This window comes from Algibacter mikhailovii (genome assembly GCF_014651495.1).
Taxonomy (GTDB): domain Bacteria; phylum Bacteroidota; class Bacteroidia; order Flavobacteriales; family Flavobacteriaceae; genus Algibacter_E; species Algibacter_E mikhailovii.
Genome location: NZ_BMWZ01000001.1, coordinates 137311 through 157609, shown reverse-complemented (window position 1 = coordinate 157609; position 20299 = coordinate 137311). Strand labels below are relative to the sequence as shown.

The window sequence follows — 20299 nt, the reverse complement described above, 5'->3', positions numbered from 1 at the left end:
TTCTTGTATACGTTAGTGCTTTAGCAATTTTTAGAACTCTTTCTTTTAAGTCCTTTGTTTTAGCCTTCGGGATATACTAGCTAAAAGCCGCCCCTTTGGCTAACACCCTAAATTAACGTATTATTCGTTTTTCCAGTTTAATCGATCCATTTGATTATATGGCCATGGCGCTCCATTATTCTCAATATTCGTCATCATATTATTTAATTCAGTTGGCGCGGCCGACTGTTCCATAACCAAATAGCGACGCATCTCCAAGATAATAGATAAAGGGTCTATGCTTACAGGACAAGACTCTACACATGCATTACAAGAGGTACAAGCCCATAATTCTTCTTTGGTAATATAATCATCTAATAACTGCTTACCGTCTTCCTTAAACTCACCATTATTGGCATCAATATTTTTTCCAACCTCCTCAAGACGGTCTCTGGTGTCCATCATTATTTTACGCGGCGACAGTTTTTTTCCTGTTTGATTCGCTGGACATTCACTGGTGCATCGCCCACATTCCGTACATGTGTAGGCGTTAAGTAATTGCACCCAATTTAAATCTTGTACATCACTAGCGCCAAATTTTTCAGGAACATCATCTTCGGTTCCTTCTGCTGGAGCAGCAAACGGATCTGCATTGGGGTCCATCATCATCATGACCTCATTTGTAACGGCATCTACATTTGTCATTTGCCCTTTGGGCTTCAAATTACCATAAAAGGTATTAGGAAATGCCAATAAAATATGCAGGTGTTTTGAAAAATACAAGTAATTTAAAAATACCAGAATGCCTATAATATGCAACCACCAAGCCCCTCTTTCAATGACATGTGAGGTGCTTTCTGGGAAACCACTAAACCAAGGTGCTATAAATTGACTTATCGTATTTCCCGAATTTAACACTTGAAATTGTAAATCTGTAGCATTCATGATTAGAAACAAAGACATGAGTACCATTTCAAAATAAAGAATGAAATTACCATCATTCTTTGGCCAACTTGTCATTTCACTTTTCCAAAAACGCGCCAGCTTTATAACGTTTCTTCTCATCCAGAAAATAATTACTGAAACAAAAACCAAACACGCTAAAATTTCAAAAGTTCCTATAAAAAACCCATAAACAGAAACAGGTAAAACCGCTAGTCCTATTCTATGAGTGCCGAATAAACCATCTAAGATAATCTCTAAAACTTCTAGATTGATAATTACAAAGCCAACATAAACAATGACATGTAAAAATCCTGATACTGGTCGTCGTACCATTTTACTTTGCCCTAAGGCAATCATTGCCATATTCTTCCAACGCTGTGATTTATTATCAGTCCTATCTGTATCCTTACCGAGCTTAATGTTTCTAATAAGCTTTTTTACATTTTTAGCAAAGTAACCTACGGCAAGTATTAGAATTATTGCAAAAATTATATTTGATAAATATGGCATGATTATTTAGTTTCTTCAACAGTTTCCTCTTCATAAGGAATCTCCTTTTTCGATAATACTCTAGTATAACGCTTGGGGTGTAACTTAATATCTCTTAATAAGGCTTCAAGTTCAACGGCAGCGGCATTAAGATTTTCGTATAAAGCTTCGTCCTTTAAAAGTTTACCCATAGTACCCTCTCCACTATTAACTGCTGTAAGTGTTTTATTAAAACTGTTAAGGGTTTCCTCCAAGGTTTTAATGGTTTGATCAATATTAGAATCTGAAATCGTTTTTGTAACATTAGCCATGTTACTTGTAATTCTATTGGTATTTGTTAAAACACTATCAATATGAGCTTCATTACTTTTAATCATGTGATTTAAAGAAGCTGAAGTATTCTTGAAAGAAGCCATGGTTTCACTTAATTCGGCAATACTTTTCTTTAAATTCCCTTTGGTTTCCTCATCAAAAACATCATTAAGGTTATTAAGCAGAATATCAGCACTAGCCATCATCGTTTCAATTTTCTCCTGTAATGGCGTTAATCTTTGATTCACCAAATCAGTCAAACCTGCTTTTTTTCCTCCTACTAGTACATCGCCATCTACAGCGTTTTCAGCACCATCAAATGCGGGAACGATTGCGATAGCCTTTCCGCCAATAAGTCCTGTTTCATAAAGTTCAGCACTACTATTTTTAGAAAACTCAAATTCACTCTCTACAAGAATTTTTACCAATAACTTTCCAGATCCATCTTCCTTAAAACCAATTTCTAAAACTTTACCAACCTGCATACCACTTATGGTAACCGGTGTTGACGCCACCAACCCTTCTACATTTTCATACTCTGTGAAAAATACCCGAGATGAACTCAATAAATTTTCTCCTTTCAAATAATTGAACCCAAAAATAAAAAGAATGATTCCTAATATTACGAGTACACCTGTTTTAACTTCTCTGCTTATTTTCAAAATAGCTATGTTTGAATAACAAATTTAATATAATTTTAAAAAGAACTAGGCTAATTGGAAGTTGATTTTAAAGCTTCAGATAAAGGTATTTTTTTACCATCCTTAAAAGCGACTATAAAACACGATTTATACCCTTTAGTCTTAGCTTCTTGCACAAAGCCGTTTGCCGTGTCATAATTTGAGGTATTACCATAATAATATTTATACAGGCTTCCTTCTTGTATTTTAGAAATATCATCTAGACCTTTAAAATTATATGATTTAGTCTCTATAGATTTAGAGCTAGCCGAAATTTGCACCTTATATATAATGTCATCAATTTCTACGGCGTCTGTGGAGATGGACTCAACAACATTATAGTTTGTAACATTTTTATCTAATCCAGACTTGTATTCTAAAATGGCATCTTTAATTGCCATAGACATTTCTCGTTGGCCGTTTTTAGAATTTAAATAAGCGCCCTCCTTTCTATTGGTTAAAAAGCCTAATTCAACTAAAACACTAGGCATCACCGTTTGATGTAACACAATAAAACCGGCTTGTTTTACTTTCCTGTCTTTTCGTTTAAGTTTATTTGCAAAATTGTTTTGAATTAAACCAGCAAGCTTAATACTTTGATCTAAATACTCTTCTTGTGTTAGCAAAATACTCATGACAGATTCAGGAGAATTTGGATCAAATCCAGCATAATTTTTCTCATAATCTTCTTCTAAAAAGATTACGGAGTTCTCCTTTTTAGCAACTTCAAAATTTGTTTTATTTCGGTGCGTTCCCAACACAAAGGTTCCAGCACCATAGGCTTGAGAGTTATGTGAGTCACAATGCACTGAGACAAATAAATCTGCCTTTGCCTTATTAGCAATTTTTCCGCGTACAAAAAGATCAATAAACTCATCTTTTTTACGTGTATATATCACTTTAATATTAGGGTTCTTTTCTAATTCCTTACCTACAGCTAGAACTATTTTAAGCGCTATATCTTTTTCTTTATAGCCATTTCCTAAATTTCCAGGATCTTTTCCACCATGACCCGCATCTAGAACAACAACAAACTTTTTTCTAGTATCAACATCAGTCGTCTCAATAAAAGAAGAACATGTTAATACTATTATAATAGATACGAAATATAATATGTTGTGCGTTTTCATGGAGTGACTTATTATTTTTTAATCGCTATCTTATAACCTATCATTTTTTATCACAATTTAAAAGCTATATATCATGTACTTAAACGACCAAAAATCTCGGTTTATTACCCAATTGAATTGAGGCTAATTTTAATTTAAAATTTTAATTGATTATTAAATCAATCACAGAAAAATATATGTAATTTTGGCTTTTCAAAAACCGAGCCATACTTTTACAAAAATACATTTAAAAGCGTTGCGTACAAACAACTTTAAAATACTTTTTGCATTAAGTTTTACAGTGTTTATCAACACGTTTAGCTACGCTCAAGATATCCCTAAAGAGAATCAAAAAATTGAGCGTACAGTAATAGATCCTATTGATATAGAGGCTGAGCAAATAGAATTGACCGCGGATAGCTTAGATATTGCTGATTATCCAGAAAAAGCTCAGGACAGTACAATTACAGACTCCATTAAACCTAAAAAAGAACTTTTAGAAAACATTGTTGTTTATCACGCTGATGATTACACCAAGTTCAACAATAAAAAACACCAGTTACAATTATATAATCAAGCTAGAATTGAATATGGTGACATGAAAATTGAAGCCGGAATCATAACCATTGATTACAGCACAAATACAGTTTATGCTAAAGGTATTATTGATACTTTAGATGCATATACTCAAAAACCCGTGTTTACGCAAAGCGGAAATGTTGTTGAACCAGATTCTATTGTTTTTAATACCGAAAGCCAAAAAGCATTAATCTATAATTCACAAACCGAGCAAGGAGAAGGTACTGTGGTTTCTCAGATTACAAAAAAAGAGAATGATTCCGTTTATTTTGTTAGAAATGCAAAATACACAACCGCCAGTAACCTAGAAGATCCTGATTATTATATTAAATTAAGAAAAGCCAAAATTGTACCTGGAAAAAAAATAGTTACAGGATTAGCCAATATTTTCATATATGATGTACCTACCCCTGTAGGATTGCCTTTTGGTTTTTTTCCACAAAGTGAAACACAAACTTCGGGGATAATTATACCAACTTTTGGCGAACAAAATGACCGTGGCTATTTTTTACAAAATGGAGGTTATTATTTTGCCATTAGTGATTATTTCGATTTAACGGTGTTAGGAGATTATTATACCAACGGAAGTTGGGCCCTTCGGTTAGAAAACACCTATGCAAAACGCTATAAATTTAGAGGTAATTTTAATTTAAGGTATGAGAGTTTCATAACCAGTGAACGTGGTTTTCCTGATTATGCCAAAAGTACCATTTATAATGTACGTTGGACGCACAGTCAAGATTCAAAAGCCAATCCTAGTTCCAGATTTTCAGCTTCTGTTAACTTAGGTAGTAGTAACTATTACCAGCTTTCAAATAATCAAGCCAATGTCCCTAATAGACTTAACAACACATTAGCTTCATCTATTTCATATTCAAAAACATTTCAAGGTGAGCCTCAAGTTAATTTTAGTGTTACTGCATCCCATTCCCAAAATACACAGACCGAACAAATCAATATGACCTTACCTACTTTTCAAGGTAGTATAGGCAGAATGTATCCTTTTGCATCAAAATCTGGTTCAAAAAAAGGGATTATTCAAAATGTGAATTTTCAGTATAATTTGCGTGGTGAAAACAGAATTCAAACTACAGATTCTTTATTTTTTAAGCCTGGTATGTTTGATGATGCCAAAGCAGGTTTTCAACACTCTATACCACTAACCACAAACTTTAAGGTCTTTAAGCACTTTAGCGTTAGTGCTAGTACAAATTATAATGAGGTTTGGACCTTTAAGACCGTTAACAAATACTACGATCCCGAAGAAGAGGAAGAAGTAACAGAAACCATTAATGGCTTTGATTCTTTTAGAACGTACAATTTTAGTACCAGTGTAGGAACTACGGTATACGGTATGTTTAACTTTGAAAAGGAAGGGAAAGATTCCAAAATTAAAGCCATAAGGCACGTGATGCGTCCATCGCTTAGTTATAATATTAATCCATCATTTGAAAAATATTACGATTCTTATGAAGTGATTGATGCTGATGGAAATACTTCAGGTGAGGTAGAATACACCCGATTTGAAGACGGTATTTTTGGCACTCCAAACAAAACATTTTCAAGTTCCGTAGGAATGTCTTTATCCAACAATTTTGAAGCAAAAGTTAGGGATAAAGATAGTACGGCAACTGAGGCTAAGAAAGTCATTCTACTTAATAACCTTAATTTTTCAACAGCGTACAATGTAGCGGGAGATTCGCTTAATTGGAGTCCTTTACGAATGACTGGTGGTACTCAATTTTTTGACAATCAATTAAGTGTTAATTTCGGCGCAACTTTAGATCCATACGCCTTAGATAACAATAACAATAAAATTGACGTATTTAACATTGATAGCGGTGGTAGTCTTTTTAGATTAACTAGTGGTAATTTAACTGCTAGTTGGGCTTTTTCAAATAAAGGAGGAGATAAAAAAGGCAAAGATAAGAACATGAATGAAAACCTTGAAGGCGGTGGGCGTGATGATGATTTATTTGGTGTTTCTGAAGATTTCTCAAGAGCACAGAAAACCGACTATGACAATGATGACAAAGAAGAATCTGAAGAATCATTTTATAGCCATAAAATACCATGGAGTTTAAGACTGGCCTATGCCGTAAACTATTCAAATTCGCGAAGGCAAAATGAAATTTCTTCGCATTCTCTTATGTTTTCTGGCGATATTCAACTCACCGAAAATTGGTCTATTGGAGGTTCTTCAGGTTACGACTTTAAAAACTTAGGTTTTACGCCTACTCAATTGCGATTTGGGCGAGATTTACAAAGTTTTACTATGAACTTTTCTTGGACGCCGTTTGGCCCCTATAAATCATGGAACTTCTTTATTGGTATTAAGGCCAGTATGTTACAAGACCTTAAATACGAAAAACGAAGACAACCTGATATACAGCTTTAATTCTAAAAAAAGGTCATTATCATAAAATACCATTACATATGAAAACTATAATTACCACAGAAAAAGCCCCTGCACCTATTGGACCTTATAATCAAGCAATATTAACCGGTAATACCTTGTATACATCGGGACAAATAGCCATTAACCCTCAAACCGGAGCGCTAATAACAGAGGATATTGAAAAGGAAACGACTCAGGTCATGAACAACTTAGCTGCTGTACTTGAAGCGGCCAATATGACCTTTGAACATGTAATTAAAACATCTATTTTTATAACCGATATGAATGACTTCAATATAATCAATTCGGTTTATGGAAAATATTTTGATGATGACAGCGCTCCAGCTCGTGAGACGGTACAGGTAGCTAAACTTCCTAAAAATGTTAATATGGAAATCAGTGTTATTGCAGTAAAATAAATCGAATTATCTAAGCACTGGCATTGGTACTCGAATATTTAATAAGTAATGCTCTTAGTTTACTCACTTCAATGGGTTTTGCAAGAAAATCATCTATACCCGCCTTTTTTGCATTTTCTATATCCTCATCAAATGCACTGGCTGAGACTGCAATAATTGGCGTATGCTCCTTTGAATATTTATCCGTTTGCTTTATATGTCGTGTGGCCTGATAACCATCCATATCTGGCATATAAATATCCATAAATACCATATTAAAATCTAGATTTTTATACATATCCAATGCCTCTACACCGTTCTTGGCAAAAGAGCAAATGGCCCCTTGGCGCTCAAGTAGAAATTCAATAACTTTTTGATTTGTTTTATTATCCTCAGCTACCAAAACTTTATACTTATTCTCAAACACCGGTTTATCTTTCAACAAGTCTGCTTTTATGCTTAATGTTTTCTTAAGCGGAAGACTAAAATAAACAGTTGAACCTTCATTTTCTTTGGTCTCTAGTTTTAAATCTCCTCCCATTAACTTTACTAACTCATTCGATATAGAAAGCCCGATACCACCACCTCTATAATCTCTCATCATAGAAGTGTCATAGTCTAATTCTGAATTTGCCAAAATGCGCTTCACTTCTTGCTCACGCATACCTACTCCGGTATCCTTAATATAAAAAGTAACAATCTGTGTTTCATCTATACCAACGGTTTGATCTACAATAATTGAAACTTCTCCAAGATGCGTAAACTTAATCGCATTATTAATTAAATTAATTAAAACTTGTTGAATACGAGTTGAATCAGCTAACACGAAAAACTTTTCCTTTTCTTCGGATAAAAATTCGTATTTGAAATCTAATCCTTTATCCAACATTTGATATTCAAAAACTTTAAACAATTTAGTTAAATCAGCTTCTAAATCTACTGTTTCTAAATTCAATTTAACGGGTTCCTGCTCAACTTCGGCATTATCAATCACCATATTAACTAACTGCAACAAATGCATTGAAGAATGTTCGGCGATTTCCACTTGGGCCTGCTGATCAGGATTTAATTCGGTTTGCTTTAACATATCAAGCATTCCAAGGACGGTACTTAAAGGAATACGAATTTCATAACTCATATTCGATAGATAGATGGATTTATGATCGGCAAATTTTTCAGCTTGTTTTAAACTTTCCTGAAGTTCATCAATACGAAGTTTGAAATTCTCAAGTTTTACGTCATTTTTAAGCTGGTTTTTCAGGAAATATTGTAATCCAAAAACCTGAAGTATCGCTAATACAAACAAAAATAGTGCGGCTGTTTCAGTATAAATTTTCTTTTCAAGAAAAAAATACCCTAGTGTTAGTATGGTTCCAATGCAAAAAAGAATGAAAAAAGATAATTTCTTTTTCTTTTTTATGGATTTAATAAACATCGGGACTAAATTCATTTTACACTTCCTAAATTTACATTAGTATAAAGATACTAATTTCAAGAAACTATTATACCGCATCATTAGGCTTAATTATTATTAAATTTCTTAATTTTAATGAAAGAACTACCTTAATACAATAATTTATGAGAATTGAACAAGATATAAAACTTGGGTTTAAAGATGTTATGATTCGCCCTAAACGATCAACTTTAAAAAGTAGATCTGAGGTGCATTTAGAACGTCAATTTAAATTCTTACATAGTCCCTTTACATGGACAGGTATCCCTATTATGGCTGCTAATATGGATACCGTGGGTACATTTGAGATGGCTAAAGTACTAGCTAACAACAAACTATTCACGGCAATACATAAACACTATTCCATTGAGGAATGGCAGGAGTTTGCGACGACGAATAATTCAATTGATGTACAGTCTAATTTAGCGGTAAGTACTGGAATTAGTGCAAATGACTCTGAAAAACTAAAACAAATCCTCAATATCATTCCAAATTTAAAATTTATATGTATTGATGTTGCCAACGGCTATTCAGAGCACTTTTCTGAATTTGTTAAACAAACACGTACAACATACCCTGACAAGGTGATTATTGCCGGAAATGTTGTCACTGGTGAAATGGTAGAGGAACTTCTACTCTCAGGCGCTGACATTGTAAAAGTGGGAATTGGCCCCGGTTCCGTTTGCACTACGAGATTAAAAACTGGTGTTGGCTATCCGCAACTATCAGCAATTATTGAGTGCGCGGACGCCGCACACGGATTAGGTGGGCAAATTATTAGTGATGGCGGATGTATAACTCCAGGAGATATCGCAAAGGCCTTCGGTGCTGGTGCTGATTTTGTTATGCTTGGCGGTATGCTAGCTGGTCATGATGAGAGTGGGGGTGACATAATAAATAAAAATGGTGAACCGTACAAAAGATTCTATGGAATGAGTTCATCTACAGCAATGGAAAAACATGTTGGTGGTGTTGCGGAATATCGCGCTAGCGAGGGCAAAACGGTTGACGTACCTTACAAAGGACTCGTTGAAAACTCTTTACTAGATATACTTGGTGGTTTAAGAAGTACTTGTACTTATGTAGGTGCAGCTAGATTGAAAGAATTAACAAAACGCACTACTTTTATTCGTGTGAACGAGCAGGAAAACAGGGTTTACGAAACGTAAATATCAGTAACTTATTTAATTGATTTGGCCGGTAGAACCTCCTGTTGGATTTGGTGTAAGTTCAAATATTTTATCTGGATTTATATGCTCTTCTTTTCTATGCGACACATAAATTATTGCCGTATTGCTTTCAGAAGCTATTTTATTTACTAATTCTGAAAAAATATAGGAATCTCTGTCATCAAGACCATTTGTAGGTTCATCCAGAATTAGTAAAGGAGGATGTTTTACCATAGCCCTGGCTATGAGTACAAGTCTTTTATGTCCGCCTGATAAAAACGAAAAACTTTTGTTTTTTATACTGGTCATACCCAAAAGCGCCAACCATTGGTTTGCTATTTTAATTTGGATATCTGAGGGATAACTATAAAGCCCTATAGAATCTAAAAAACCCGAAATAATCATGCTTTCTATAGTATCTCTTCTTTTAAATCCGCGTAACATTTCAGAGGAATAAAAACCGATATTCTTTTTGATATCCCAGACAGATTCACCACTACCCTTCTTTATTCCAAACAATGTCATATCAGCCATGTACCCCTTAGGATTATCTCCGGAAATTAAGGAAAGAATAGTGCTCTTTCCAGAACCATTAGGCCCAATAAGTTGCCAAAATTCTCCTGGTTTTATAACCCAATTGATGTTACTAATAATAGCACGCTCACCATAATGTACTGAAACATTTCTCAATTGAATTAGCGGATTATTGCCAGAAACCCTTTGAATTAGGGGTTGGGGTAATTCATTGACAAAAAACTTTTTTGATTTTTTACTTGTTTTTAAAGTATCATCAACCAATTGAAGCTTTCCTTGGTGGACAGAAAAAACAGCGTTAATAAAAGGTAAAATATCTCTTTTTCTTGTAGCTATTTGAACAACTTTTGTTTGCTCGCTCAACCGCTCCAATCTTATGTTCACCTGTGATTGGGCAGATCGATCTAAACAATCATAAATATTATCAAGTAAAATATAATCTAGAAGTGGTTTTGATAATAAGTGATTTAACAAAGCCCTTTTTCGTTCGCCATCCGAAGAGTTTTTCAAACTATTACTCGTTGTAGTTTTTACCTCAAATTTCCCATGACGCTCTTCTTCTTCAATAAAATGATTTAATGTTATATCAGAAAAAATAGACCCTTTTAACCTACGGAGTTCAGGTATAAGTTCTCCCGACGTAATCTTACGCAAAAGCAACTTTTTATTTTCGTTATTCGAAAGGTAAATTGCTATATGCTTAGGCACAAATGTAAAGGTTTAATCTCTGAAAATTATAAATCCTTGGTATGAAATGGCACAAGACCGTCAATAGGTCTACGTTCAAAATTCCCAACCTTAAAGCCCATCTCTTCCCCTACTTCCTTAATTTCGTTTTGAGCAAAGAAAGCAATAGATCCCGCAAAATGAACAGGAACTGTTTTTAGTTCTTCTTTGTATTGAAAAATCATGTTTTTCGCAAACAAACGAATCCCATTTTTAATAAGATTTACAGTATACTCCGAATCTTTATGTAAAAACATAAATTCTGCGAAATTGGCCAAATAAGCATTTGGACTTGGTTGTTTGTATAAATTGTATTTAATAAAATCGGCATCCATATTATACTTGGCACCAAAAGCTATTTTCACATTTTCTGGCATATGATTAAAGTAATAATCTCTAATCAATTGTTTACCGAAATAATTTCCAGATGCATCATCCATAAGGGTATATCCTAGTGATTTAACACGTTGATGCAATGCTTCACCATCATAATAACTACAATTAGAACCAGTACCCAAAATACAAACCACTGCAGCCTCATCCGGCGTATTAATTGTGGAATATACAGCCGCTAAAGTATCTTCATTTACCTCGACATGTGCGTTAGAAAACATTTCTTTTAACACACCCTGTAATAACGTTCTAGCGTTATCTGTACCACAACCCGCACCATAGAAAAAAACATGGGTTACCTTATCTTTATTATCCTTTAAATCTTGACTCTTCCTAATTATTTTACTTAGTTTTTTTTCACTCAAAATGGCAGGATTCAGGCCCTTAGTCCTTACCTTTTCCATTAATTTATTACCGTTATTATCTACAGCCAACCAATCTGACTTAGTAGAACCACTATCAACAATTAAAATCATAAGTTTAAAGATAAAAAAACTCCACAGATAACTGCATTAAAAACACAATAGTTCTGTGGAGTAAGTATTATTAATATAATATTATTTTACAGATGCAATATGCTGTGCTAAATCAATTAATTTAGTTGAATATCCATATTCATTATCATACCAAGATACTAATTTAATAAATCCATCATTCAAGGCCATACTTGCATTAGCATCAAAGGTACTTGTTTTAGGTTCAGATACGAAATCTTGAGAAACCACACCTTCTTCTGTATATCCTAGAACACCAGCTAATTCGTTTTCAGCAGCATCTTTTAAAGCGCCTTTGATTTCATCCCAAGATGCTTTCTTCTCAATACGACACGTTAAATCTACCACAGAAACATCAACAGTAGGCACTCTAAAAGCCATACCTGTTAATTTACCGTTTAATTCTGGAATTACTTTTCCAACAGCTTTTGCAGCACCAGTAGAAGCTGGTACTATATTATTTAAAGAAGCACGTCCTAATCTGTAATCTTTTCTAGAAGGTCCATCAACAGTAAATTGAGTTGCAGTAGCGGCATGAACAGTTGTCATTAACCCTTCAGCAATACCAAATTTATCATTAATTACTTTAGCAAGAGGTGCTAAACAGTTTGTAGTACAAGATGCATTTGATACAATAGTATCAGCAGCAGTTACATTATTATGATTAACTCCCATAACAAACATTGGCGCATCTGCAGATGGTGCAGAAATAGCAACTTTCTTAGCACCAGCAGTAATATGCGCTTGTGCCTTATCTAATGTAGTAAAAATACCTGTACAATCTAAAACAACTTCTGCTTCAACAGCATCCCATTTTAAATCTTCTGGGTTACGTTCTGCAGTAATTCTTATTTCATTTCCATTAACAACCAAGTTTCCATTGTTTGTTGAAATACTTCCATCAAACTGTCCGTGAACAGAATCATACTTTAATAAATAAGCTAAATGCTCTACATCTAATAAATCATTAATTCCAACTACTTCAATATCAGGTCTTGATGCTGCTACTCTAAAAGCAATTCTACCTATTCTACCAAATCCGTTAATTCCAATTTTTAATTTTGACATAATCGTGTTTATAAATGTTAAGTGCTCATGATATCTGAGACACGCAATAATTCTAAGTTAATTTTTGTTTTTCCTTTTATGGCGTTATCCAAAGGTGTTAATTCCATTTTATTATCTAAAAGTCCAACCATATAGTTACTTTGACCGTTTAACATGGCTTCTACAGCTTTCACACCCATTCTACTTGCTAGTACTCTATCAAAGCAAGACGGCGCTCCTCCACGTTGCATATGACCTAAAACAGATACTCTAACATCATAGCCTTCCATGTTTTCATCAACATAATCTTTAAGTTCAAAAATATTCTTTCCTATTTTATCCCCTTCAGCAACCACCACAATACTTGATGATTTTCCTGATTTCCTACTTTTATTTAAAGATTCTACTAATCTATCTAAACCTAAATCTTCTTCAGGAATTAATATTTCTTCTGCACCACCAGCAATTCCAACGTTTAAAGCAATATGACCAACATCACGGCCCATAACTTCAATAAAAAATAGTCTATTATGTGAGCTCGCAGTATCTCTAATTTTATCTATAGCATCTACTACGGTATTAAGTGCAGTATCAAAACCTAAGGTATGTGATGTCCCAAAAATATCATTATCAATAGTACCTGGTATCCCCATTACTGGAAATCCAAACTCTTGATTAAAAATAAGTGCTCCAGTAAAAGAACCATCTCCTCCAATAACTACAAGACCATCAATTCCTTCTTCACTTAAATTATCATAAGCTTTTTGCCTACCTTCTTTAGTTCTAAATTCTTTTGATCTTGCCGATTTTAAAATAGTACCACCTTTGTTAATGATTCCCTTAACACTTCTGGCATCCATTTTTTTAAAATCACCCTCAATAAGACCTTCATATCCCTGATATACTCCATAACATTCTACATTATGAAAAGCACATGTTCTCACTACTGCTCGAACAGCTGCATTCATACCCGGTGAGTCACCTCCAGAGGTTAAAACTGCAATTTTTTCTATTGATTTTGGCATTTACTTTTTAATTTATCACGGTAAAATTACTAAACAAAAATCGATTATCTATAACATAAGTCATATTTTAGTAATACTTTAAAACTATAACGTTTTAGTAAGTAAATTAAATTTCCAACTACATTAAATAACTAAAATAAAATAGGTTTCAATTCGTTTTGGAGGGCTTCATCGTTATGTAATCAGGTAGGTTAGCGTCATCGGATTTTTCTTCTTCCTCATCCTCAACGACGTCAATATCATCTGGTTTTTGAAAAAGTTTTTGAAGCAATTCTTTGAAGGTATCAAAATCCACATTATATGAAATCCCTATACCTTGAGTGTACCCTATTTCTTCTCCAAAATTTCTAATACTGTTCTCTTTGTTAAAAACTTGAGCGCTTAAAGATCCTTCGTCGTTTAGTAAAAATGAAATTTCAACATCTCCAGCAATAACAGTTTGCGTTTGACTTTCCCCCCTTCCAGCAATAGGAACTCCTACTTTACCATTAATAGAAACACGATCGCTTATTTGCGTTTGTAGTGTAAAACCAAACCTATCATCAGTTTGGTAATCCGGATTATTTTGGCCAGCTTCATAATTGAGTCCAATATTTAATTTACCATCGCTATTTGCAAAAATATTATTTACAATACCGTTAAGTCGTTCTGCAATGGTTCCAGATATATTAAGATTAGTTCCTGTACCAGAAAACGATGCTGTAGAAATCAAATACAAGGCTTGATTTTGTTTTTCTTCTTGAGTTTGCAATCTATAATTTAACTCAGATTTAACTGTTGAATTTACATTAGGAAATTCAAAATCAAACTCAGGTTGTGGTTGCTCCAAATCACCCACCAAGGCTATTTGAAGTTCAACAGGAATAGTCCTATTTATTGGACTATCTAATAAAGGTGATGGATTGGCTCGTGTTTTATAAATGGCCAACATGTCTATTTGTGCTTTTAAAGGGTCACCAGACCAAGCAATAGTCCCTCCTGGCTGAACAATAAATTGTTTTCTAATTATGCCTCCATAGGCAAAATTATAAACCCCTTCAAATACCGCAAAATCCCCCCACATATTGAATTTTCCATTGGTATTTATTTCTACAAGTATACCACCTCTTCCTTTCCCTTTTAGAGAGTGTCCTGTTCGTTGATCAATTATAAGTTCCACTTCTGCATCTTCAGTAAGGTCTAAATCGAAATCCAATTCTAGTCCTTCAATATCATTAACCACAAAATCATTACCTTCCTCTTTAGCTCTTTTCTCTTCCTCCGTAATAAAATGAATATAGGTATTATCTCCAAAGGTAGTTGCGTCTCTTAGCGGGATTTTAAATGCCGTTCCACGCTCAGTCACCCCTGTAACGTTAATAACCAATTGTTCTGTAGGGCCTTTTATACTTGCGCTACCGCCAATAAAACCGGTGCCGTAATATAAGGACTCCTCGGACTGCTCGGTATCAAGAACCAATAATCGCGATGTGTTAATACCTAAATCCAAATTCCAGTTTGAAAAATTCACATGACTAATGCTTCCGTTAAACTGCCCTTGAGAATTATGTTTTACGTCGGTTATTTTAATATCATTAAACTGAAACGTTTGATTAACAAGTGAAACTGAAGCACGCTCATTAAAGTCATAATTAACACCAAGATAAGGCACGCCAAGTCCAGCATCATTGAGAATTAAATCCCCATTAATATCAGGTTTTTTCAAATCACCAACCACCTTAACATCACCTGAAGCAGTTCCTCTAATATCCGACAGAATTCCTGCCAGCAAAGGATTTAAAGGAAAAAGGTTAAACTCGTTAAAACTTAAAGTAACGTCTATATTGGACTCATTTGCCAAAACATTTATATCGCCAATAGCACTGAACGATTTACTATTATCATCTTTTATGGTGGCATTAACCTTGTAATTAGTCAATGACTCATTACCTTCTATTGTAGCGTCAAAAGATCCTAATAAAAACGTATTGACTTTGAAATTATCAACTACAATATTTGAATTGGGCAAATAACTTCCGTTTTGCTGTAATATTTCTAATTTACCATTAACGTTTCCATCTAATCGCAAACTATCAATATCTGGGGTGATATTATGTAAATCCACATTTGTAAAATTCAACTTAATATCCTTTTGGGTTGAATCTCGTACAAATCCTTTTATGGTAATTTCTTCACTATCATGGTTAAATCTAAACTTCTGAATATCAAATTTTGTTAGTTTTTTGTCAAATGACAATTTATGTAAGCTGTCGTTGTTTTCATTAATAAACCACTTATTTTTCTTTACTGTAAAATCAGACTTCGTAAACCCAATTACCGATTCGTTTTCTTCATTTATGGTATGATAAAAATTCAAATTGAATTCATCATTATTTTTTTTGCCTCCGGTAAATTCAGATCGCATGAACAATGTATCATTTACGGTAACGTTTATTAGGTTAAAATTAGAAACATTATAATATTTAGTATTTAAACTATCAATCTCAACATAAGTATCAAAAACCGGATTACTATTATCTAATTGCAGTTCAATATTATTAGCGAAGTATTCATTTACTTTAATTTTTGGAGATTTGAACGTTAGTTTAAATCGTTTTTCATCACTTTCAACACGTCCCTTAATAAAGGTGTTTTTTCCAAGTTCAATTTCAGGATAAATAACTTCAACAATCTTGTTATAAATTTTAAAATCAAAATCTATATTTTGATCAGAAACTACTTTATCTGGAATATAATTAGAATACACATAGCCAAAGGAATTCTCAAAAAGTTTTTTTACATCCCTCAATTTAAACTTTCCTTTAAGCCCACCTTCAATGATATCTGGGGAATTTATAGATACATACCTTGTATCATTTTCAAACCTAGAAGCCACATAAAATGAATCGAATTTATAGGTGTCGTTTTCATTTTTATAGCTCATGTCCTTAAATATAATTTTACCTGAAGCATCATCAAAACTCCCGGCATTCATATTCATTTTTACTGTGCTTTTAAAAATTGAAATACTATCTTTCTTTACAAAATTCAAGGTATTTAGGTCAGCATAATCCACTATGGCCTTAAAATCATACTTCTTTACATAATCTGAAAAATCAACAAAACCAGTAAAATTTAATTTCAAATTCTTATCATTAACTATAAGATTACCATCAAAAATCTTATCCATGATATTTCCCGCAACCTTAATTTTACTGTAGTTATAATCTTTAAACTCTAACTGAAAAACATCACCTTTCACCTTAGCATCTAAAGTTTTAGGCGCAAACCCTTTGCCATTTACATCCAAGTTTAATGAACCAAAACCTAATTGTGGGTTGTTAAAAAAAGTGCCAAAATCAAACTGTTCCAAAGCAATTTCTCCTTTATAAAGGGCATTATCAATATCATTTATTTTATTGATTTCCAGTTTTGAGTCAATAAAACCTAATTCTGTTGTAATATCAATATCGGCATGAACCGTGGACGTTGTTACTTGTGTATTTCCAACAATTTTAAACTTGCCTAAACTATCAAAAGATGATGGTATAGATGCTCCCAAAACATTTGGCAATAATGCTTTTAAATCTTTATATGTAGAGGATAGATTTCTAAAATTTCCATTCATATAGAAATTATTATCCGCTCTACTGAACAAGTTTTTAAAATGTAAATTCCCGTAAATCTTTGTATTCCTACTTGAAGTTAATTTTAAATTTTTTGTATATAAATCATTTAATGTCCCGGATAAATTCACGCTAAAATTTGCCGATTGATTTCTACCAAACTCATTATAAAAAACGTTAAGCTCATCTAAATGCACCTTAGAATCCTTAAAATTCGCACTTATAATAACCTTATCAGTAAAATATTGTAAATCCTCACGCTTGTATGAAAACTGTAAATCTCCTTTTAAAACAGAAGCAGGTGTTGTTAATTGAAGGTTATCAAATGTTATATCTGTGAGCGTATAGGCGAAATCTGTCATTAAATTTGTCACCTCTATACCCCTGCTGTCTATAAAATTTAATGTATTTATACGCGCACTTACATTACTCCCATAGATTAAAAAATTAGTTGCATTAATATCTAAATCTTTAAATTTAAAAAGCTCTAAAGTTTCAAGATTTTCGTTGGACATGGAAAATAGTCCCGAGTAAATAGATACATCGCTTGAAGACAATAAGAAAGTACTTTTTTCTTTACTGGGATTATCACTTTCAAATTTGGCTACAAAAAAATCAAGGTTAGTATCTTTTTCTCCTTTATAGGTTTTAATATTAAAATACAATCCCATGATGTCAATATCACCAAAAACTAAATCTCCTTTGGCTAAATTTCTAAAACTCAAAATAGAGGTATTAAGTTCATCAATGGCTATAAGGGTATCCTTTTTATAATCCCTAATTAATATGTTTTTCAACTCAATATCACCATTAAGTTGCATACTAATTCGGTCGATATTTATATTGGTTTTAAAATCATCATTTAATTTTTTAGTTGCATAATTCCCTAAGCCTGTTTGAACAAAAGGAATGGACAAAACAAGCACCAAAATGATGAAAAGCAGCAGCAAAATTCCTGCTATTTTGGATAGTATTTTTAAAAACTTCTTAATAATCTCTAAATTTATAAATTTATAAAGGATTATCTACCTTCCTTGAATAATATCTCAAGCAAATAACTATTAAAGTAAAAGAGTTTAATCTTTTTAGCACCTCTAAAAAAAATAATTGAGTAATTTTGCCTTTGAAGATAAATCTTAAGTTTAAATGGATTATTTGTTTTCAAAATTAACAATTATTGTGCCTAATTTTAATTAATGTCCTCACAAAATATCTATATTCTTGGAATTGAGTCCTCATGTGATGACACCGCAGCATCTGTAATATATAATGGGCGAATATTAAGCAATGTCATTGCTACTCAAAAAATTCATGAAGAGTACGGGGGTGTTGTACCTGAATTAGCATCAAGGGCACATCAGCAGAATATTGTTCCTGTGGTAGATCAAGCTTTAAAAAAAGCGAATATCAAAAAAGACCAGTTAAATGCAATAGCCTTTACTAGAGGCCCAGGACTTATGGGGAGTTTATTGGTTGGCACTTCATTTGCCAAATCGTTAGCTTTTGGTTTAAACATCCCATTAATTGATGTCAATCATATGCAAGCCCATATTTTGGCTCATTTTATTGACGAGGAAGGTTTTGATAAACCCCAATTTCCTTTTTTAGCTATGACAATTTCTGGCGGACATACACAAATTGTTAAGGTAGCTAGTTATTTTGATATGACTGTTATTGGAGAAACCATTGATGACGCTGTTGGTGAAGCCTATGATAAAAGTGGTAAAATACTAGGTTTAGGATACCCTGCGGGGCCTGAAATTGATAGAAGAGCACAATTAGGAAACCCCAAAGCTTATAAATTCACTAGGCCCAAAGTAGCTGGATTGAATTTTAGTTTCTCTGGTTTAAAAACAGCTATCCTTTACTTTATTCAGCGCGAAACAAAGGTCAATCCAAATTTTATTACTGAAAACCTAAATGATATTTGTGCTTCTATTCAATATACCATTATTGGGATTTTAATGGACAAATTAAAAATGGCAACTAAAGAAACAGGCATTAAACGTATAGCCATTGGTGGAGGCGTTTCGGCTAATAGCGGAATACGACAAATTTTAAAAGAGTCCGAGCAAAAATTTGGATGGACCACTTACATTCCTAAATTTGAATTTACTACTGATAATGCTGCTATGATAGCTATAGTTGGGTATCTCAAGTATTTAAACCAAGATTTTGCACAACATGATACTCTAGCATCTGCACGGTTAAAGATATAAGTACTTCAACAATTCTCAATTTCTTTTATATATTCGTGATATGCAACTTTTTTATAATCCAGAATTAAATGAATCTACAGAAGAATTCGCTTTTCAAAAAGAAGAAAGTAAGCATATTATAAAAGTTTTACGAAAAACGACAGGTGATATCATGTACATAACCAATGGGAAAGGTTGGTTGTTTTCTGCAAAAATCATAATCCCCAACATAAACAAATGTACTGCTCAAGTCGTATCAAAAGTATTACAGGAGTCTCCTAAATATCTCTTGCATTTGGCTGTCGCACCTACAAAAATGAACGACCGCTATGAATGGTTTTTAGAAAAAGCCACTGAAATTGGCATACACAGTATTACGCCAATTATTTGTGATCATAGCGAACGTAAAATTATTAAACCAGAACGTTTTAATCGTATTTTACAATCTGCTATGAAACAATCACTCAGTTGTTTTCTTCCAAAACTCAATGAAGCCATATCCTTTAAAGCATTTGTTCAACAGGATTTTAATGGAGACAGATTTATTGCACATTGTGAAGAAATGGATAGGAAATCGTTAAAAGAAACCTTAAAACCAAAAACAAATACAACTATATTAATTGGCCCAGAAGGTGATTTTTCAAAGAATGAAATTGAACAAGCCATTAAAAACAGTTTTGTGCCAGTAACCCTAGGTCAATCTCGATTAAGAACTGAAACTGCGGCAATCGTAGCCTGCCATTCCGCTGCCTATACAAATGAATAG

At 33.3% G+C, this 20299-nt stretch carries 14 protein-coding genes; 5 read left to right on the top strand and 9 right to left on the bottom strand.

Annotated features, from left to right (window positions below; genetic code table 11):
- Positions 1–120 precede the first annotated feature (120 nt).
- The 3 genes from IE051_RS00700 to IE051_RS00690 are packed head-to-tail and all read right to left on the bottom strand — an operon-like array spanning position 121 to position 3535.
- Complete coding sequence (locus IE051_RS00700) at positions 121–1434, bottom strand: 4Fe-4S dicluster domain-containing protein (RefSeq protein WP_189358457.1); 1314 nt, start codon at positions 1432–1434, stop codon at positions 121–123.
- A 2-nt stretch (positions 1435–1436) separates the two neighbouring features.
- Entirely contained in the window at positions 1437–2387 is a 951-nt protein-coding gene (locus IE051_RS00695; RefSeq protein WP_189358455.1) for an MlaD family protein, read from the bottom strand.
- 50 nt (positions 2388–2437) lie between these two features.
- A complete protein-coding gene (locus tag IE051_RS00690) occupies positions 2438–3535 on the bottom strand; it encodes an N-acetylmuramoyl-L-alanine amidase family protein (RefSeq protein WP_189358453.1) in 1098 nt (365 codons plus the stop codon).
- Positions 3536–3719: 184 nt separating this feature from the next.
- Here IE051_RS00690 and IE051_RS00685 point away from each other — a divergent pair, with 184 nt between their 5' ends.
- Complete coding sequence (locus IE051_RS00685; RefSeq protein WP_189358451.1) at positions 3720–6491, top strand: putative LPS assembly protein LptD; 2772 nt, start codon at positions 3720–3722, stop codon at positions 6489–6491.
- Positions 6492–6529: 38 nt separating this feature from the next.
- Entirely contained in the window at positions 6530–6910 is a 381-nt protein-coding gene (locus IE051_RS00680) for a RidA family protein (protein WP_189358449.1), read from the top strand.
- 10 nt (positions 6911–6920) lie between these two features.
- Here IE051_RS00680 and IE051_RS00675 read toward each other — a convergent pair whose 3' ends face one another.
- Positions 6921–8339: a response regulator gene (locus tag IE051_RS00675; RefSeq protein WP_189358447.1), complete on the bottom strand. Its 1419-nt coding sequence runs from the start codon at positions 8337–8339 to the stop codon at positions 6921–6923.
- Positions 8340–8467: 128 nt separating this feature from the next.
- On the opposite strand from IE051_RS00675, the gene guaC reads away from it, so the two are divergent.
- Positions 8468–9511 carry a GMP reductase gene (gene guaC / locus IE051_RS00670; protein ID WP_189358445.1) on the top strand — a complete coding sequence of 348 codons (1044 nt, stop codon included), beginning with the start codon at positions 8468–8470 and terminating at the stop codon, positions 9509–9511.
- 15 nt (positions 9512–9526) lie between these two features.
- On the opposite strand, the gene IE051_RS00665 is transcribed toward guaC, so the two are convergent.
- The 5 genes from IE051_RS00665 to IE051_RS00645 all read right to left on the bottom strand — a co-directional run bounded on the left by IE051_RS00665 (position 9527) and on the right by IE051_RS00645 (position 18285).
- Positions 9527–10699: an ABC transporter ATP-binding protein gene (locus IE051_RS00665; RefSeq protein ID WP_189358443.1), complete on the bottom strand. Its 1173-nt coding sequence runs from the start codon at positions 10697–10699 to the stop codon at positions 9527–9529.
- A gap of 80 nt (positions 10700–10779) precedes the next feature.
- Positions 10780–11640 (bottom strand): N-acetylglucosamine kinase, encoded by an 861-nt coding sequence (locus IE051_RS00660; protein WP_189358441.1) that lies wholly within the window; start codon positions 11638–11640, stop codon positions 10780–10782.
- An 81-nt stretch (positions 11641–11721) separates the two neighbouring features.
- Positions 11722–12726, bottom strand: a complete 1005-nt coding sequence (gene gap, locus IE051_RS00655) for a type I glyceraldehyde-3-phosphate dehydrogenase (RefSeq protein ID WP_189358438.1) — start codon at positions 12724–12726, stop codon at positions 11722–11724.
- Between the two features lie 17 nt (positions 12727–12743).
- Positions 12744–13730: a 6-phosphofructokinase gene (gene pfkA, locus IE051_RS00650; RefSeq protein WP_189358436.1), complete on the bottom strand. Its 987-nt coding sequence runs from the start codon at positions 13728–13730 to the stop codon at positions 12744–12746.
- Positions 13731–13878: 148 nt separating this feature from the next.
- The gene (locus tag IE051_RS00645; protein ID WP_229796688.1) at positions 13879–18285 is read right to left on the bottom strand and encodes a translocation/assembly module TamB domain-containing protein; all 4407 of its coding nucleotides are present in this window, start codon (positions 18283–18285) and stop codon (positions 13879–13881) included.
- Between the two features lie 246 nt (positions 18286–18531).
- On the opposite strand from IE051_RS00645, the gene tsaD reads away from it, so the two are divergent.
- On the top strand, positions 18532–19554 hold the full coding sequence (gene tsaD / locus IE051_RS00640) for a tRNA (adenosine(37)-N6)-threonylcarbamoyltransferase complex transferase subunit TsaD (RefSeq protein WP_189358433.1): 1023 nt from the start codon (positions 18532–18534) through the stop codon (positions 19552–19554).
- Positions 19555–19594: 40 nt separating this feature from the next.
- Complete coding sequence (locus IE051_RS00635) at positions 19595–20299, top strand: 16S rRNA (uracil(1498)-N(3))-methyltransferase (protein ID WP_189358431.1); 705 nt, start codon at positions 19595–19597, stop codon at positions 20297–20299.

What these genes read in the sequence shown, in the direction of transcription:
- IE051_RS00700 (WP_189358457.1), bottom strand. Translation starts at nt 1,434, where the DNA reads ATGCCATATTTATCAAATATAATTTTTGCAATAATTCTAATACTTGCC.
- IE051_RS00690 (WP_189358453.1), bottom strand. Translation starts at nt 3,535, where the DNA reads ATGAAAACGCACAACATATTATATTTCGTATCTATTATAATAGTATTA.
- IE051_RS00680 (WP_189358449.1), top strand. Translation starts at nt 6,530, where the DNA reads ATGAAAACTATAATTACCACAGAAAAAGCCCCTGCACCTATTGGACCT.
- IE051_RS00675 (WP_189358447.1), bottom strand. Translation starts at nt 8,339, where the DNA reads ATGAATTTAGTCCCGATGTTTATTAAATCCATAAAAAAGAAAAAGAAA.
- guaC (WP_189358445.1), top strand. Translation starts at nt 8,468, where the DNA reads ATGAGAATTGAACAAGATATAAAACTTGGGTTTAAAGATGTTATGATT.
- IE051_RS00660 (WP_189358441.1), bottom strand. Translation starts at nt 11,640, where the DNA reads ATGATTTTAATTGTTGATAGTGGTTCTACTAAGTCAGATTGGTTGGCT.
- gap (WP_189358438.1), bottom strand. Translation starts at nt 12,726, where the DNA reads ATGTCAAAATTAAAAATTGGAATTAACGGATTTGGTAGAATAGGTAGA.
- pfkA (WP_189358436.1), bottom strand. Translation starts at nt 13,730, where the DNA reads ATGCCAAAATCAATAGAAAAAATTGCAGTTTTAACCTCTGGAGGTGAC.
- tsaD (WP_189358433.1), top strand. Translation starts at nt 18,532, where the DNA reads ATGTCCTCACAAAATATCTATATTCTTGGAATTGAGTCCTCATGTGAT.
- IE051_RS00635 (WP_189358431.1), top strand. Translation starts at nt 19,595, where the DNA reads ATGCAACTTTTTTATAATCCAGAATTAAATGAATCTACAGAAGAATTC.